Annotated in this window: 13 protein-coding genes; 5 read left to right on the top strand and 8 right to left on the bottom strand. The window is 67.6% G+C overall.

The features are described 5' to 3' along the window. Positions 1–202 precede the first annotated feature (202 nt). Positions 203–1,843 carry a peptide chain release factor 3 gene (locus ACFWPK_RS06145; protein WP_378913464.1) on the top strand — a complete coding sequence of 547 codons (1,641 nt, stop codon included), beginning with the start codon at positions 203–205 and terminating at the stop codon, positions 1,841–1,843. 83 nt (positions 1,844–1,926) lie between these two features. Here the strand turns inward: ACFWPK_RS06145 and ACFWPK_RS06140 are convergent, their stop codons facing one another. Both ACFWPK_RS06140 and ACFWPK_RS06135 read right to left on the bottom strand, forming a co-directional pair. Continuing rightward, on the bottom strand, positions 1,927–2,451 hold the full coding sequence (locus ACFWPK_RS06140) for a nuclear transport factor 2 family protein (RefSeq protein ID WP_378913480.1): 525 nt from the start codon (positions 2,449–2,451) through the stop codon (positions 1,927–1,929). A gap of 282 nt (positions 2,452–2,733) precedes the next feature. Beyond that, complete coding sequence (locus ACFWPK_RS06135; protein WP_378710021.1) at positions 2,734–3,606, bottom strand: Abi-alpha family protein; 873 nt, start codon at positions 3,604–3,606, stop codon at positions 2,734–2,736. 401 nt (positions 3,607–4,007) lie between these two features. Between ACFWPK_RS06135 and ACFWPK_RS06130 the strand changes: the two genes are divergently transcribed. Both ACFWPK_RS06130 and ACFWPK_RS06125 read left to right on the top strand, forming a co-directional pair. Continuing rightward, positions 4,008–5,222 (top strand): hypothetical protein, encoded by a 1,215-nt coding sequence (locus ACFWPK_RS06130; protein WP_378913463.1) that lies wholly within the window; start codon positions 4,008–4,010, stop codon positions 5,220–5,222. Beyond that, positions 5,213–6,058 (top strand): Abi-alpha family protein, encoded by an 846-nt coding sequence (locus ACFWPK_RS06125; RefSeq protein WP_378913462.1) that lies wholly within the window; start codon positions 5,213–5,215, stop codon positions 6,056–6,058. Before ACFWPK_RS06130 ends, ACFWPK_RS06125 begins: the two co-directional genes overlap by 10 nt. On the opposite strand, the gene ACFWPK_RS06120 is transcribed toward ACFWPK_RS06125, so the two are convergent. Together ACFWPK_RS06120 and ACFWPK_RS06115 are read right to left on the bottom strand one after the other, a co-directional pair. After that, positions 6,055–7,845 (bottom strand): ABC-F family ATP-binding cassette domain-containing protein, encoded by a 1,791-nt coding sequence (locus tag ACFWPK_RS06120; RefSeq protein ID WP_378913461.1) that lies wholly within the window; start codon positions 7,843–7,845, stop codon positions 6,055–6,057. The two genes, ACFWPK_RS06125 and ACFWPK_RS06120, sit on opposite strands and share 4 nt — an antisense overlap. Positions 7,846–8,043: 198 nt before the next feature. Continuing rightward, entirely contained in the window at positions 8,044–8,979 is a 936-nt protein-coding gene (locus ACFWPK_RS06115; protein ID WP_378913460.1) for a 4-(cytidine 5'-diphospho)-2-C-methyl-D-erythritol kinase, read from the bottom strand. Between the two features lie 153 nt (positions 8,980–9,132). Between ACFWPK_RS06115 and ACFWPK_RS06110 the strand changes: the two genes are divergently transcribed. Next, complete coding sequence (locus tag ACFWPK_RS06110; protein ID WP_378913459.1) at positions 9,133–9,339, top strand: heavy-metal-associated domain-containing protein; 207 nt, start codon at positions 9,133–9,135, stop codon at positions 9,337–9,339. A gap of 369 nt (positions 9,340–9,708) precedes the next feature. On the opposite strand, the gene rsmA is transcribed toward ACFWPK_RS06110, so the two are convergent. The 4 genes from rsmA to ACFWPK_RS06090 all read right to left on the bottom strand — a co-directional run bounded on the left by rsmA (position 9,709) and on the right by ACFWPK_RS06090 (position 14,055). Next, positions 9,709–10,593, bottom strand: coding sequence for a 16S rRNA (adenine(1518)-N(6)/adenine(1519)-N(6))-dimethyltransferase RsmA (gene rsmA, locus ACFWPK_RS06105; RefSeq protein ID WP_378913458.1), 885 nt, complete (start codon positions 10,591–10,593; stop codon positions 9,709–9,711). 34 nt (positions 10,594–10,627) lie between these two features. Then, positions 10,628–11,785, bottom strand: a complete 1,158-nt coding sequence (locus ACFWPK_RS06100; RefSeq protein ID WP_378913457.1) for an alpha/beta fold hydrolase — start codon at positions 11,783–11,785, stop codon at positions 10,628–10,630. A gap of 115 nt (positions 11,786–11,900) precedes the next feature. Then, positions 11,901–13,028 carry a transglycosylase family protein gene (locus tag ACFWPK_RS06095; protein WP_378913456.1) on the bottom strand — a complete coding sequence of 376 codons (1,128 nt, stop codon included), beginning with the start codon at positions 13,026–13,028 and terminating at the stop codon, positions 11,901–11,903. A gap of 172 nt (positions 13,029–13,200) precedes the next feature. Further along, positions 13,201–14,055: a TatD family hydrolase gene (locus ACFWPK_RS06090; protein WP_378913479.1), complete on the bottom strand. Its 855-nt coding sequence runs from the start codon at positions 14,053–14,055 to the stop codon at positions 13,201–13,203. 1 nt (position 14,056) lies between these two features. Between ACFWPK_RS06090 and metG the strand changes: the two genes are divergently transcribed. Continuing rightward, positions 14,057–15,625: a methionine--tRNA ligase gene (gene metG, locus ACFWPK_RS06085; RefSeq protein WP_378913455.1), complete on the top strand. Its 1,569-nt coding sequence runs from the start codon at positions 14,057–14,059 to the stop codon at positions 15,623–15,625. Positions 15,626–15,728 lie beyond the last annotated feature (103 nt).

Genomic DNA, 15,728 nt, shown 5'->3' with positions numbered 1-15,728 from the left:
GTTAGCCGCCGGGGCGTACGCGACGAAGGAGCAAGCCCCGGTGGCTAACCGGCGGCCCCCAGGGGCCGCGACTCGAGCGCGCCAGCGCTCCAAGAAACACAGCGTCGAACCTCCTGGGACTACCGAACAATTGATCCCCCCTGTGACCACCCCTTCAGCCCCTCGTACCCTGGAAAGGCTGCCCCCACCGAAAGGCTCCCCTTTGTCCGAGTCCGGAGAGAACGTCGCCCCCACCCCACGCGGGTTGCCCGCCGAGGTGGCCCGTCGGCGCACGTTCGCCGTGATCTCGCACCCCGACGCGGGTAAATCGACGCTCACCGAAGCGCTGGCCCTGCACGCCAGGATGATCTCCGAGGCGGGCGCCATCCACGGTAAGGCCGGTCGCAAGTCGACGGTGTCGGACTGGATGGAGATGGAGAAGGCGCGCGGCATCTCGGTGAGTTCGACCGCGCTGCAGTTCAACTACCGGGCCGCCGGATCCGATATCGACAATGTGATCAACCTCGTCGACACCCCCGGCCACTCCGATTTCTCCGAGGACACCTACCGGGTGCTCACGGCCGTCGACGCCGCGGTGATGCTGATCGACGCGGCCAAGGGCCTGGAACCGCAGACGCTCAAGCTGTTCCAGGTGTGTCGCCACCGCGGCATCCCGGTGATCACCGTCATCAACAAATGGGACCGGCCGGGTCAGGCCCCTCTGGAACTGCTCGACGAGATCAGCGAGCGGATCGGCCTCACGCCCACTCCCCTGTTCCTGCCGGTCGGCATCGCGGGCGATTTCCGCGGCCTGCTGCGCCGTGGGCCCGAGGGCGAGGCGAGCGAGTACATCCACTTCACCCGCACCGCCGGTGGCGCGACCATCGCGCCCGAGGAATACCTGACTTCCGCCCAAGCCGAAGCTCGCGAGGGCGAGGCCTGGACGACAGCGGCGGAGGAGAGCGAACTGCTCTCGGCGACCGGGCAGGACCACGACCAGGAAATGTTCCTGGCAGGCCAGACGTCGCCGGTGATCTACGCCTCGGCAATGCTGAATTTCGGTGTGCGCCAACTGCTCGAGACGCTGGTGGAACTGGCGCCCGCGCCGGGCTCGCGTGCCGATGTGACAGGCAAGGAACGCACCACCGGTGACCCGTTCAGCGCGGTGGTGTTCAAGGTGCAGGCGGGGATGGACACCGCCCACCGCGACCGGCTGGCGTTCATGCGGATCGTGTCCGGCGAGTTCGAGCGCGGCATGGTGGTGACCCACGCGCAGACCGGTCGCCCGTTCGCCACCAAGTACGCGCTCACGGTCTTCGGCCGCGAGCGCACCACGGTCGACACCGCCTATCCCGGCGATGTGGTCGGCCTGGTCAATGCCACCGCACTCGCGCCCGGCCACACGCTGTTCGTCGAGAAGAAGGTGGAGTACCCACCGATCCCGAGCTTCGCCCCCGAGCATTTCGCGACGCTGCGCGCGCAGAGCGCGGGCAAGTACAAGCAGTTCCGCAAGGCCATCGACCAGCTCGATTCCGAGGGCGTGGTGCAGGTGCTGCGCAACGACGCCCGCGGTGACGCCACTCCGGTACTCGCCGCGGTCGGTCCGATGCAGTTCGAAGTGGTCACGGCCCGGATGCAGGGCGAGTTCAACGTCGAGACCCAGCTGGACTTCCTCCCCTTCACCCTGGCCAGGCGCACCGACGCGGAGTCGGCCCCCGAGCTGGACCGCCAGCGTGGGGTCGAGGTGTTCACCCGCACCGACGGCGTGATCCTGGCGCTGTTCAGCGACAAGTGGCGGCTGCAGTACATCGAGAAGGAACACCCGAAACTCACCCTGGAACCCCTGGTCGCGACCGCGGACTGACGCTGTCTGGGTCGGGAGAATCAGGCGTACCTACGCATTCGCTCCGGCCGTGCGCGGCTGAGGAACGCTGCGCGTCGGCGTCATCATGCTGCCGGTCCGGGATTGCGTTCCACCGAGGAGATGTGGTTCTCCTGCGCGATCATTCCCCAGCGGCTCGCGGTGAGACGCAGGCTGGGCAGGTCGCTGAGCGAGAGCACCACCTCGTAGGTGCGCTCGTACCCGGTGTGCGAGATGCGCCAGTGCCCATCGTCGCAGCGCACGTAGCTGTCGGTATAGAAAGCGGCGCCGCGCAGGCACATGTTGTGTTCGGGGATGATCACCGTGTCGGCCAGGTACCAGGTGCCGGTGGCGGTGTCACCGTCGATATCGATCTCGGGGTGGTCGCAGCGGTGCTCGGTGATCACGTGCGGTCCGAGGGTATTGCGCAGGAAGGCCAGGAAGGCCTCACGCGACTCGAACTGCAGGTATTCGCTGTAGGTGGCGGTGGCCTCGGGGATCATCGTGTCGGCGAACTCGTCCCACGACTTGGTGTCGAGACTGCGCAGATAGCGGTACTTGAGCCTGCCGAGCGCGATGAGGTCGTCGGGGTGATCCGGCGGGCGCTCGATCGGTGCGGGCTGTTCTTCGTCGTCCGGCGGCGGTGACGCCATCCATGCCTCCCCCGAGTCCGACCCGGCGACCAACGGAGCGTCATCACCGGGCAGCAACGGCACCGGGCCTACCCACGCGGACGCGACAGGTTCGTCGACGTGCACGTTGGGAGTTTCCGGGCCCTGCTCCATCTCTCCACGATCCCACCAGAAACGGCTCGCCGCCCGTTCTGTATCAGATCGCTATCACTGCCGACACCGGAGTGTGACCTCCGGCGGCGGCGGTGACAGCTGTCTGGGCTACCCGATGGTGAAGCAGGTGCGGCAGAAATCCTCGCCGAATTCCGAGAGGCGAAGGCTCTTGCGCACGATCTTGGGCGCACGGCCCGCCTTCTTGAGCGCCTGCTCCACGACGGGCTGCACTTCCAGCACCATGTACCGGCTCAGCACGACCGGATCGTCGGAGGTGAGCGTGAGACCGAGGCGATTGAGGTTGATCAGGTAGGACCGCGAGCGGTCCGGGTAGCGCACGCCCGCCTGTTCGGGGACCGAGGTCAGGTCGCCCTGCACGAGCTCCGAGCCGATGCCGAGCGGTCGGTTGGTCCGGACGTCGACCGAGGGTTGCGGACCGTTGAGGGCCATGAACCGCAGGATGCGGGCCTCGTCGGGAGCGACCTCGTCGAGGATGCGGTCGTAGGCCGGATGCACGTCCTCGGTGAAGTACACGTCGGCCGAGCGGGCCAGCAGCGCGTCACCGCGTCGCCGCAGGTCATCGGTGGTTGCCGAGCGCAGGTACGGGCCGACGGTGATGGCCTGCTGCGAGGCACCGTTCGGTGTCGGCACATAGCTGACGATCTCGCGCACCGACCCCTCGGTGACGCCGAGGGCGCTGCGTGCGATGGAGCGAAGGGCATTGCCGGTGCGCTCGGCGATATCGGCGGAGGATTCGCCGTCCAGCGCGGCCTGCGCCAGTTCCTTGGTGACCTCATAGGTGGTGCCGACAGCCCACTGACTGCCGCGCACCGCGGTACCGGCGGCCAATCCGGCGGCGCGGAAAACGCCACGGATCAACCGTGCTTCATTGCTGATCTGTCGCTGCTCGACATCCGAGCTGCGCTCGACGGCGCGGGTACCGGCACGGGCCAGGTCCTGACCGGTCCTGTCGTCTGTCACGTCCTACTCCGAAGTCTCGCCATGTGAACAGTCCTCGCCACCGCGCGCCCCCTGTGCGCGCCAGTTGTGGCCTGTCACGAAATGTGGTGATGGTCATTGTTCCGACTAGCAAGGGTGAGTACGGCATTCAGGACAGGTTCTGTGACTGATGTCTCAGACACTACCCTGTGGTCTGACACACGACGAATGGACCCGGTTCCTCATCTCACAGTAGGGTCACCTCGCCGCGGGGGTGATAAATTTTTGGTTCTCGGTGAGGCGGTGGTCACCGGGTATCGGCAGGAGGGCGTGTCGTGTTGGAGAGTGTGTTCGGGTTACACCCGACACTTCTGCTTGAAATTCTGACCATTCCTCTTTTCACAGGAATTATCGGATACATAACCAACTGGTCCGGCATTCTCATGCTGTTCCAGCCGATCCAATTCCATGGTTTCCGACTGCCCGGTCTGCGCGCGGTCTTTCCCTATCTGCCCAAGCGGATCCAGGTCTTGCCGCTGCTCAGCTATGACGGCCGGATCGGCTGGCAGGGCATCGTGCCCTCGCGCGCCGACAAGATGGCCAGCATCGCGGTCGACAAGGGACTGTCCAAACTGGGCAGCGTCGCCGACTTCTACCGAGAGCTCGACCCGGAGAAGCTGGCCGAACATCTGGCTGAGGTGGCCGACGCGCAGATCCGCGACATCGTCGAGGTGATCCTGCGTCGAGAGCATCCGCAGCTCTGGTACAACCTGCCTGTTCAGGTCAGGGAGATGATCCATCAGCGGGTGCGCTCGCAATTGCCCGAGATCCTGCGCGACCTCACCATGGAGCTCGGCGCCAATATCGACCAGCTGCTCGATGTGAAGCAGATGGTGATCCGCTACTTCCAGGCCCGACCGCAATTGCTCAACCAGCTGTTCCAGGTGCTCGGCGCCAAGGAACTGCGGTTCATGCAGAACTTCGGCTTCTATTTCGGCGCGCCCTGCGGGTTGCTGCTGGTCCTGGCGCTGCACACCACCGGGCTCTCAGCGCTGGTCGTGCTGCCGGTCGGCGGGATCATCATCGGCTGGGTGGTGAACTGGATCGGCATCAATATGATCTTCGCGCCCGCCACGCCGAAGTGGTGGTGCCCGTGGCGGCAGGGTCTGCTGATCAAGCGCCAGCCCGAAATCACCGCCGGTTACGCGGCATTGGTGTCCACCGAGGTCGTCACGGTGGCCAATATCGGCGACGAACTGCTCAACGGCCCGCGCTCGGACCGGACCCTGCAGATGCTCGAGGACACCCTGCGCCCTGCCGCCGACCGCGCGCTCGGACCCGCACGGCCCGCGGTGAAGTTCATGCTCGGCAGCCGCGAATACGACACGCTGCAAGCGACTCTCACCACGCAGGCCATGACGATCGCGCCGATGGCGTTCGCCGACCCCGCGTTCAATGCTCAGCAGAGCAGGCAGGTCAACGATTACATCGCCCGGCAAATGTCCGCACTTTCCCCACATGACTTCGTGGACATGCTGCGCTCGGCGATCAAACAGGACGAATGGTTGCTTTTTGTCCATGGCGGCGCGCTGGGACTGCTCGCCGGATACGCTCACATCCTGGTCTTCGGAACAGGAGTAGCGACGACATGGATGTAGACGACGGGACCCCGTCCACCGAGCTGGTGCGACGATCGGTACCGCCGCTCGAGGTCTCCGCCGACAAGCGTGGGCTGCTGCCCGTCTCACCGGTACGCACGGTTCGTGCGGCCACCGGCGTGGCGCGGGTAGCGCTCACCGCTGCCTCGGGAATGACGCTGTGGACGCTGGACACCGCGCTCGGGGTGACCGTCACGGTGTTGCGCGGCAGCATGGCGGGCAATCCGCCCAACGAGGTGCTCGCGGAGGCGGAAACCGAAGTGCGCGACCGGCTCCGGCACGCGCTCGGCCTGCCGACGGGCGCCGAACATCGCGGCGACGACGGCACCCCGACCCTGCGCGAGCAGGGCGCCGAACTGCTCCGCCTGTCCGCCAGCACGCACGCCGCACAGCCGGACACCCATCCGGCCTATCCCGGCATCCTCGCCGAGATCACGCCCGACGAGGCGCGGATCCTGCGATTCCTGCACGTCGACGGGCCGCAGCCGGCCATCGATGTGCGTACCGGGCGTCAGCGGGCGTTCGGCGGCGAGCGGCTGATCAGCGGACTCACCATGCTGGGCGACCACGCCGGCCTGCGGTTTCCGAACCGGGTGCCGCAATACCTGCCCAATCTGCGCAGGCTCGGGCTCATCGAGTCCACCCGCGACCCCGTCGGCAACCCGCACCGCTACCAGGTCATCGAGGCCCAGGAGCAGGTGCGGGAAGCGTTGAAGCGCCCCGGTTTCGGCACGAAGGTGACCTACCGCAGCATCCTGCTCACCGAATTCGGCGCCGACTTCGTCCAGACATGTTTACCCGTAGTGATCAGCGACGGTCGCGAGACCGCGACCTAGCTCTCGCCGAGCTCCGCCAGTTCCATCCAGCGCTCTTCCGCCGCTTCCTTGTCTGCGACGACTTCCTTCAGCTCGGTACCGAGCTTGACCAGCTTGTCCGGGTCCGTTGCGGCGTCGGCCAGCGCCTTGTGCAGTTTCTGTTCGCGCTCGTCGAGTTTGGCGATGCTGCGTTCGACCTTCGACAGTTCCTTGCGGGCCGCGCGGCGGTCGGACGAATCCGTCGAGGCGCCACCGGTCTTCGCGGTGAGCGGCTTGGTGTTGCCCGCCATGGTGGCGCGCTTGGCGAGGTAAGAGTCGATGCCGCCGGGCAGGTTGGTGAGCTTGCCGTCGCCGAACAGGGCCCAGGTGGAGTCGCAGATGCGCTCGACCAGGTAGCGGTCGTGGCTGATGACCACGAGCGTGCCCGCCCAGTTGTCGAGCAGGTCTTCGAGCTGCTGCAGGGTGTCGATGTCGAGGTCGTTGGTCGGCTCGTCGAGCAGCAGGACGTTCGGTTCGGCCATCAGGATGCGGGTGAGTTGCAGGCGACGGCGTTCACCACCGGAGAGGTCGCCGACCGGGGTGCGCTGGCGGGCCGGGGTGAAACCGAGCCGTTCGGCGAGCTGGCCCGCCGAGATCTCCTTGTCGCCGAGCATGATTCGCTGCGCGACCTGCTGGACGGCCTCGAGCACCCGCATATCGGTGGGCAGGTCGTCGAGTTCCTGACGCAGCCAGCCGATCTGCACGGTCTGGCCCTGGATCCGCTTGCCCTTGGCGGGTTCGGTCTCCCCGGCCAGCGCGCGCAACAGGGTGGTCTTGCCCGACCCGTTGACGCCGACCAGGCCGACCCGCTCGCCCGGCGCGAGCCGCCAGGTGAGGTCGTCGACCAGCACACGGCCGTCGGGGGTGGTGAGGGCGGCATCCTCGAGTTCGATCACCACGCGGCCGAGTCGCTTGCGCGCGAACGCGGCCAGCGACACCGAGTCGCGCGGCGCGGGCACATCGGCGATCAGGGCCTCTGCGGCCTCGACGCGGTAGCGCGGCTTGGAGGTGCGGGCCTTGGCGCCACGGCGCAGCCAGGCCAGTTCCTTGCGGGCCAGGTTCTGGCGGCGCGATTCCGAGGCGTCGGCCTGACGTGCGCGTTCGGCGCGAGCGAAGATCCAGTCGCCGTAGCCGCCCTCGTAGACCTCCACCTTGCCGCCGACGACCTCCCAGGTGCGGTTGGCGACGGTGTCGAGGAACCAGCGATCGTGGGTGACGACGACGAGCGCGGTGCGCCGGGCGACCAGGTGCTCGGCCAGCCACTGCACACCCTCGATGTCGAGGTGGTTGGTCGGCTCGTCGAGGACCAGCAGGTCCAGATCGCGCACCAGGGCCGCCGCCAGGGCGACGCGGCGGCGTTCGCCACCGGAGAGGTTGGTGACGAGGGTGTCGAGGCCGAGATCGGCGATGCCGATGCCTTCGAGGATCGAGCGCACCCGCGAGTCGGCGGCCCACTGGTGGTCGGCGATGTCGGCGGTGGACAGGTCGTCGGACAGCCCGGCGAACACGATCGAACCGATGCTCGCGCCCTCGGGCAGCACGCCGCGCTGGGTTACCACGGCCATCCGCAGCCCACCCACTCGGCTGACCCGGCCCTTGTCGGGCGGCTCCAGTCCGGTCAGGACCTCGAGCAGCGTGGTCTTACCGCCACCGTTGAGGCCAACCACCCCGATCCGTTCCCCCGCGTGAATTCCGAGGGAGACGTCATCCAGCAACGGCTTGACGCCGAAGCTCTTGGAGACCTGTTCCAGGTTGATCAGGTTGGGCATTGCCGCCTCTCCGCGACTCGAGGCCAGACATAGGTGCGGGGTTGCGGTGCGTCGGCGTCCGACGGGGGGATTGCCGGACCAGTTGGCCCGTTCCCGGTGATTTACCCATGTTCGTGCGAGATCTGTCGATTGCGATCATAGTGGACGCCGCCGTTCGCTCTGACCGGCACCGCTGCGGCCGGACTCAGCTGGTGGTCGTCAGCGTGTGGAGTGCGCCTCGGTGTCGAGCACGCGGGCGCCGGGAACAGGACCAGTGGCCGTGCGCACGCTGCGGCACACGCCGGCGCCTGCCAGCTCCGCGGCGACACCGATAGCGGCCTCCTCCGATTCGCAGAGGAACGCGCACGTGGGCCCCGACCCCGAGACCAGCCCGGCCAGCGCACCCGCGCCGACGCCCGCGCGCAGGGTGCGGCGCAGTTCCGGTTTCAGGGAGAGGGCGGCGGCTTGGAGGTCGTTGCCGAGCAGCGGTGCCAGGGTGTGGGGATCGCCGGCGGCCAGTGCCTGCATGAGTTTCTGGGGGTCGCCGAGGCGCGGGGGCTCGCCTTCGGCGCGCAAGCGGTCGAGTTCGCGGAATACCGAGGGCGTGGACAGGCCCTCTTTGGCCAGCGCGAGGACCCAGTGAAAGGTGTTGCGCGACAGCACCGGAAGCAGGCGCTCGCCACGGCCGGTGCCGAGGGCGGTGCCGCCGCGCAGGGAGAACGGGACGTCGCTGCCGAGTTCGGCGGCGATCGTGGACAGTTCTTCGCGGGTCAGGCCGAGGTCCCACAGCTCGTTCAGCCCCACCAGGGTCGCGGCCGCGTCGGCACTGCCACCCGCCATGCCGCCTGCCACCGGGATGCCCTTGGTGATGGCGATCTCCACCAGCGGGGCACGGCCTGCCAGGTGCGCGAGGCGGACCGCGGCCTTCCAGACCAGGTTCGTGCGGTCGGTGGGCACCTCGGCGGCGCCTTCACCGGTGACCCGCACGGTGAGCGAGGCCGCTGGGGCTAATCGGAGGTCGTCGGCGAGGGACAATGCCTGGAATACGGTGGTCAGATCGTGGTATCCATCCGGACGCAGATCAGCGACTCCGAGATGCAGGTTCACCTTCGACGGAGCTCGCACGACGACCGGGCTGGGCACAACTGACAGCACGATTACCCAGCGTAATAGGTTCCCCCGACTAGTACGCACGTCGAATGCCCACCGCTCGACCGAGGGGTTGCGCCAGGTACCCATGGGGGGTATGTTCATTCGTGTCGGGGACATACCCCTGGACCGTATGTTCGAAGAGCGAAGGAGTCGGCCATGGCCACCACCACCTACACCGTTACGGGGATGACCTGCGGACACTGCGTGAGCTCGGTCAAGCAGGAGATCGGCAAGATCGACGGCGTCACCAGTGTGGATGTCGACCTCGCCAGCGGTCTCGTCCGGGTCGACAGCACGGGCGAACTCGCCGAGACCGAGGTGGCCGCCGCGGTCGACGAAGCGGGCTACGCGCTGAGCGCCTGACTCCACTCCCGCTGGGCGAGGCGGCGCCTCGCGCGTTCCACTCGCCCAGCGGAGCCCGAGTCCACTCGAAGACACCGCGACAGGACCACGTTCACCGCGGGTTCACCCAGGTCGCGGCGCACAACGAATCATCCACAATGTCATCCACATCCATACCCAGGCGTGGTGCGACACGAATTTCGGGGTTCGACCGGCAGCACGACCCGCGGACCATGATCAACTCCGAGTGCCGCGAAAACCGGTTGTCCACAATTGCTTTCACAGGGACCGCGCGACCCGTGCCGATGAACGGCCGGTGTACTGCGGGTTCCCCTGCGAGAACCCACGATTCGACACACGCAGCCGAGCAACGCTGACGCGCCGCGCCGATCAGGTCGTCGCCGCCAACCGGACGAACGCCGCGGTCTCGAGGGTCTCGCCGCGTGCCGTCGGATCGATACCCGCGGCGACGAGTCGGCGCTCGGCCTCGACGGGCGAGCCCGCCCACCCGGACAGCGCTGCCCGCAACGTCTTTCGCCGCTGCGCGAACGCCGCGTCGATCACCTCGAACACCCGTCGGCGATGCGCCTCGTCCATCGGCCACGGCGGTTCGGCGTAGCGGTCGATCCGCACCAGACCCGATTCCACGCGCGGCACCGGCCAGAAGACCTGCGTCCCCACATGACCGGCACGACGCACCTTGCCGAAGAAACCCGCCTTGACGCTCGGCACCCCGTACACCCGACTGCCGGGCTCGGCGGCGAGCCGGTCGGCCACCTCGGCCTGGACCATCACCAGCGACACCATGATGCTCGGCAAGGTCGCGAGCAGGTGCAACAGCACCGGCACGGCCACGTTGTAGGGCAGGTTCGCCACCAGCGCGGTCGGCACGGCGGGCAACTGCTCCGGGCGCACCCGCAGCGCGTCGGCCTCGACCACGCGCAGATGCTCGACCAGGCCGGGCGCGCGATCGGCGACGGTCTCGGGCAGATAGTTGGCGAGCACGGGGTCGATCTCGACGGCGACCACCTGGTCGACCACGTCGAGCAGTGCCAGCGTCAGCGAGCCGAGACCAGGACCGACCTCGAGCACGGTGTCACCCGCACCGACGCCTGCCGCGGACACGATGCGACGGACGGTATTGCCGTCGTGCACGAAGTTCTGTCCGAGCTGCTTGGTGGGTCGGACGCCGAAACGTTCGGCCAGGGTCCGCACCTCGGCGGGACCGAGCAATGCGGCACGGTTACCGCGAGCGGACTTCTCTGGTTCGGACACCGCTAGAACCTACCAACCTCGCCGATGGGGCAGCTCAGCGCTGCGTCGGGGCGGCGTTGACGCGCGCGAGGAAACCGTCGATGGCGGCGAGCTGTTCGGGCGAGACCGAGCCGTGCTGGCCGTTGCCGAGGACTACCTGCTGATCGACACCGTTGGCCGCGAGCTGGGCGACCAGCGCGGCGTGCAGGGGCGACGGGACGACCATGTCGGCGACGTTCATGGACAGCAGGATCGGGGCGTCGTAGCCGCTGGTCGGCAACGTCATGTAGGCCGCGAGCGGATCGCGCAGCGGGGCGAGCGGTCGCGCCAGCAGGTCGGCGGCGGTGACGTCCTTGGTCGACACGAAGATCTCGTCCAGGCACTGGCTGCCGGCGGCGTCGACGATCTCCTTGCCGCGCGGAGTCAGGTACGAGTCGATGTCGAGCTCGGGGCCGGTGGCGCGCAGACCGGCCATGATGCTGACGATGAACGAGGTGGTGGCGCTGGACAGCCCCGGCACCGTCGGCGTCGCCGGGCTGACGAACGGCAGGATCTTCTCCACGTCCGAGGCAGGATCGATCGCGGCGACACCACGGAAGTCCAGCTCAGGGGCGTATTCAGCCTGCACGTGCGCCGCGCTCAGCGCCGCGTGACCACCCTGTGAAACGCCGACCACGCTCCAGGTGCGCGAGAGGTCGGGGTTGGCGGCGCGGGCGGCTCGGACCAGATCGATCGTCGCGGTCGCCTCGCTGCGCACCTCGAGGTACGGGTGCGGGCCGGTGTCGAAACGGCCGAGGCCGAGGTAATCGGGCGCGACGACGGCGAAGCCCTGGTCGATGAACCGCTGCAGCAGCCGGTCCTCGGCCCCGCGATGCTGCTGGAACGGCGCGGTTTCCGGGTCGGCCTGACCGCCGCAACCCTGGCCGGAGCCCGAGGTGCCGTGGTCGTAGGCCAGGATCGGCCAGCCGCCGACCGGTGCGTCACCTTCGGGGATGAACATCGCGCCGCTGGCCGGGCGCTGGACGCCCGCCGAGTCGGTCATCCAGTACTCGACCGACGCGCCTCTGGCGAGCCCGTGCCAGCCGTCGGGTTCGGCCTGCACCGAGATGAGCGAACCGGGGGGCGCCGCCATCGCCGGGGTGTACGCGGCGGCGGCGATAGCGCTCGCGACCAGCGTGGCGACAACAGTCACCCGGATCGGGTTCTTCAGCACGGGTCGGCCTCTCTACCAGGCGATCAAGATCTTGGACGAGTGTACAGATCGACCGCCGCCGGACCCGGGAACGACGCGGCCGGATGAACCGTCAAGACCTCGAGTCCGAGCAGGATCAGCTGATTCCCAGCCGCCCGGTGCACGCGGGCCAAGCGCCCCACCCCTGCCGCGCCCGAGTCACCTCAGCGATCGCGATCTGCTCTTCCCGGCTCGCCAGATCAGCCCGGGGGGCGTACTTCAGCCCACCCTGCCGCTCCCAGGTGCTCTGATCGAACTGAATCCCACCGTAATACCCGTTGCCGGTGTTGATGGCCCAGTTCCCCGTCGACTCGCATTTCGCCAGCGCGTCCCACACCGCGCCGTCACGCACCGGCGGCACCTCGGTCCCCGGCTTGGCGCCCTTGCGAATCGTCTTGGGCTGGGCGGGGGTGATCACATTCGAATTCACCTGCACGCGTGAGGCTTCGGCCCCGTTGACCATCTTCACCGCGAACGTCGCCTCGTGCAGACCGGGCATGCCCGGGTTCTCGATCACGGTGCGGCTCATGTTCATGGTCACGTCCTCGATCACCGTTTCGGTGGGATCGAGCGGCAGGGTTTCGGTGCGCTGTTCGGTGCGCTGCCGCGTGACGACAACCTGCATGCCCTCGGCGAGCGGCGTCGTGGCGGCGGGCACCGTGAAGTCCTCGTCCTTCAGCGGAACGCCCGCGGCAGTGAGGAATTCACCGATGGTCGCGGCGGCGAGGCGCACATCGACCGGGGCTGCGCCGCCGTCGACCAGCGAGATATTGCGCGGGGTGTACACGCTCAGCGCCGCACCAGCCAGCGGCAGCTTCTCGGTGCGCGACGGCAGCACGTGGGTGTCGGACGGGATCTGCATCGATGCGAGCGCGTCGCCCGCGGTGGTGCCGGTGGTCCACACCTTGCGCTCGACACCGTCGAGAGTGACCGTGATCTCGCGGCCGCGATTGAAGGTGATGGTGGCGCCGTCGCCGACCTTGGCGCTCGCGGCGGGGATCACCTCGTCGTGCTCGGCGATCTCGTAGCCCGCGTCGGCCAGGATGGCACGCACATCGCGCGACATCGTCGAGAGCTCGGTCCGTTCGCCGTCGACGACCAGCGCCACCGTCTTGTGGTTCACGATGGCCAGCGAGGCGCCGACGAGCAAAATCAGCAGCATGGCCGCCACCGCTGCGTATAGCAGCGGTGAACGTGACGAGTTGATCCGCGCAAAAGCCGACATGATTACAGGACGATAACGACGAGGTGCGCGGTAGACAACACCGAGCGGCCCGATCAGCGGGATCGTAGATCACGATTCGATATAGACAGCGCTGGTAGATAACGACGTGAGCGGGAGATTGTGAGCCGACTCACGTTTGATGTCCAGCCCCCTGCCGATCAGACGAAACGGACTACCGAATCTGATACAGCCTGCGCGCGTTGGCGGTAGTGATCTCGGCCAGCGCCTGCGGGTCCTGTTCGCGCACTTCGGCCAGCGCGCGCACCGTGTACGGCAGGCAGTACGACTCGTTCGGCGCACCGCGATACGGGTGCGGGGTCAGATACGGCGCGTCGGTTTCCACCAGGATCTGATCGTCGGGCACCAGTTTGGCGGCCTCGCGCAGTTCGTGCGCGTTCTTGAAACTCACGGTGCCGGAGAAACTCAGCACATACCCCTCCGCCACGCAGGCCTCGGCCATCGCGGCATCGGAGGAGAAGCAGTGGAAGATCACCGTGTCCGGCGCTCCCTCGTCGAGCAGCACCGTGAGCAGGTCGTGGTCGGCTTCGCGGTTGTGGATCATCAGCGGTTTGCGCACGCGTTTGGCCAGGTCGATGTGCCAGCGGAAACCCTCGACCTGGGTTTCGATATCGGCGCAGCCGTCGAGCTTGCCGGGCCAGTAGTAGTCGAGGCCCGTCTCGCCGATGGCGACCACGCGCGGGTCGGTGGCGAGGTGTTCCAGCTCGGCCTTGGCCTTGTCGTCGAGGGCGTTGGCCCGGGTCGGATGCAACGCGACGGCGGCGTACACCCGCGGATCCCACTGCGCCGCCTGCACGGCCCACTGCGCGGCGGCCAGATCGTCGGCGATGGTCACCACATGCCCGACACCGGCCGAGGCGGCCCGGTCCACGATGGCCGTGGTCGACGCGGCATCGGTTGCGCCACAGGCATCGAGGTGCGTGTGGGCATCGATCAGGGGCGCGAGCGGCGGCGGAACAGGCGGAGCCGGACGATTCGTGTTTGCCACCCGGATTAGAGTAGTGCCCATCATGAGTGCAGCCGAAGGCGCCGAGGCGCCCGCCTTCTACGTCACGACGGCCATCGCGTACCCGAACGGTGCGCCGCATATCGGCCACGCGTACGAGTACATCTCCACCGACGCGATCGCCCGCTTCAAGCGACTCGACGGTTACGACGTGTTCTTCATGACCGGCACCGACGAGCACGGTCAGAAGATGCAGCAGACCGCGGCCACCGAGGGCATTCCGGTGCAGGAGCTCGCGGCCCGCAACTCCGATGTCTTCGAGGCGATGGACAAAGCCCTCGACATCTCGTTCGACCGCTTCATCCGCACCACCGACGAGGACCACAAGGCCGCCAGCGTCGCCCTCTGGGAGAAGATGCTCGCCAACGGCGACATCTACCTGGGCAACTACTCCGGCTGGTACTCGGTGCGCGACGAGGCCTTCTACACCGAGGAGGAAACCACCCTCCTCGCCGACGGCACCCGTGAGTCCACCGAGACGAAGACCCCGGTCACCTGGACCGAGGAGTCGAACTACTTCTTCAAGCTCTCGGCGTATCAGGACAAGCTCCTCGCCCTCTACGAGGATCACCCCGAGTTCATCGCGCCATCGACCCGGCGCAACGAGATCGTCAGCTACGTCAAGGCCGGTCTGAAGGATCTGTCGATCTCGCGCACCACCTTCGACTGGGGCGTTCCGGTCCCCGGCGAGCCCGACCACGTGATGTACGTGTGGGTCGACGCGCTCACCAATTACCTGACGGGCGTCGGCTTCCCGAACACCGACTCCGCGTCGTTCACGAAGTTCTGGCCCGCGAGCCTGCACATCATCGGCAAGGACATCACCCGCTTCCACACGGTGTACTGGCCCGCGTTCCTGATGTCGGCCGGGGTCGAACTGCCGGACCGGGTGTTCGTGCACGGGTTCCTGTACAACAAGGGCGAGAAGATGTCGAAGTCGACGGGCAATGTCGTCGACCCGCTCTCGCTGGTGGCCACCTACGGCCTCGACCAGGTGCGCTTCTTCCTGCTGCGCGAGATCTCCTACGGCCAGGACGGCAGCTACAGTAACGACGCCATCGCGGGCCGCATCAACAGCGACCTGGCCAACGAGTTCGGCAACCTGGTCCAGCGCAGCCTGACCATGGTCAACAAGAACTGCGACGCCAAGTCCCCCACCCCCGGCGAATTCACCGACGAGGACCGCGCACTGCTCGACCGCGCCAACGCGCTACTGGCCAAGTGCCGCACCGAGTTCGACGTCCAGCAGATGCACCTCGCCCTGGAAGCGATCTGGCTCACCCTCGGCGAAACCAACCGCTACTTCTCCGCCAACGCGCCATGGGCGCTGCGCAAGTCGGGCACCGACGAAGACCTGGCCCGCATGGCGACGGTCCTCTACGTCACCCTCGAGGTGGTCCGCATCGTGGCCATCCTGGTCCAGCCGGTGATGCCGGGCTCCGCGGCCAAGATCCTGGACCTGCTCGCCCAGGAAGGCCGCACCTTCGCCGACATCGCCACTCCCCTGGCCCCCGGCCTCGACCTGCCCGCGCCGGAACCGATTTTCCCGCGCTACATCGAGCCGAAGGAATAGCCGAACGCACTGTGGCGGGGGGGGGGTTGGGGGGGGGGGCGCCCCCCCCCGGCCGGGTGTGCGGTCTACTGAGCGGCGCGGTTCACGGCCGAGACGACCGCAC

Origin of the sequence: Nocardia sp. NPDC058519 (assembly GCF_042719755.1) — a bacterium.
In the GTDB taxonomy this organism is placed as follows: domain Bacteria; phylum Actinomycetota; class Actinomycetes; order Mycobacteriales; family Mycobacteriaceae; genus Nocardia.
Note: the sequence above shows the minus strand (reverse complement) of the source record. Positions and strands in the feature narration are given on the sequence as shown.

Excerpts from the sequence above, each read along its gene's own strand:
- ACFWPK_RS06130 (WP_378913463.1), top strand. The coding sequence starts at position 4,008 with ATGCTGTTCCAGCCGATCCAATTCCATGGTTTCCGACTGCCCGGTCTG.
- ACFWPK_RS06125 (WP_378913462.1), top strand. The coding sequence starts at position 5,213 with ATGGATGTAGACGACGGGACCCCGTCCACCGAGCTGGTGCGACGATCG.
- ACFWPK_RS06120 (WP_378913461.1), bottom strand. The coding sequence starts at position 7,845 with ATGCCCAACCTGATCAACCTGGAACAGGTCTCCAAGAGCTTCGGCGTC.
- ACFWPK_RS06110 (WP_378913459.1), top strand. The coding sequence starts at position 9,133 with ATGGCCACCACCACCTACACCGTTACGGGGATGACCTGCGGACACTGC.
- ACFWPK_RS06095 (WP_378913456.1), bottom strand. The coding sequence starts at position 13,028 with ATGTCGGCTTTTGCGCGGATCAACTCGTCACGTTCACCGCTGCTATAC.
- ACFWPK_RS06090 (WP_378913479.1), bottom strand. The coding sequence starts at position 14,055 with ATGGGCACTACTCTAATCCGGGTGGCAAACACGAATCGTCCGGCTCCG.
- metG (WP_378913455.1), top strand. The coding sequence starts at position 14,057 with ATGAGTGCAGCCGAAGGCGCCGAGGCGCCCGCCTTCTACGTCACGACG.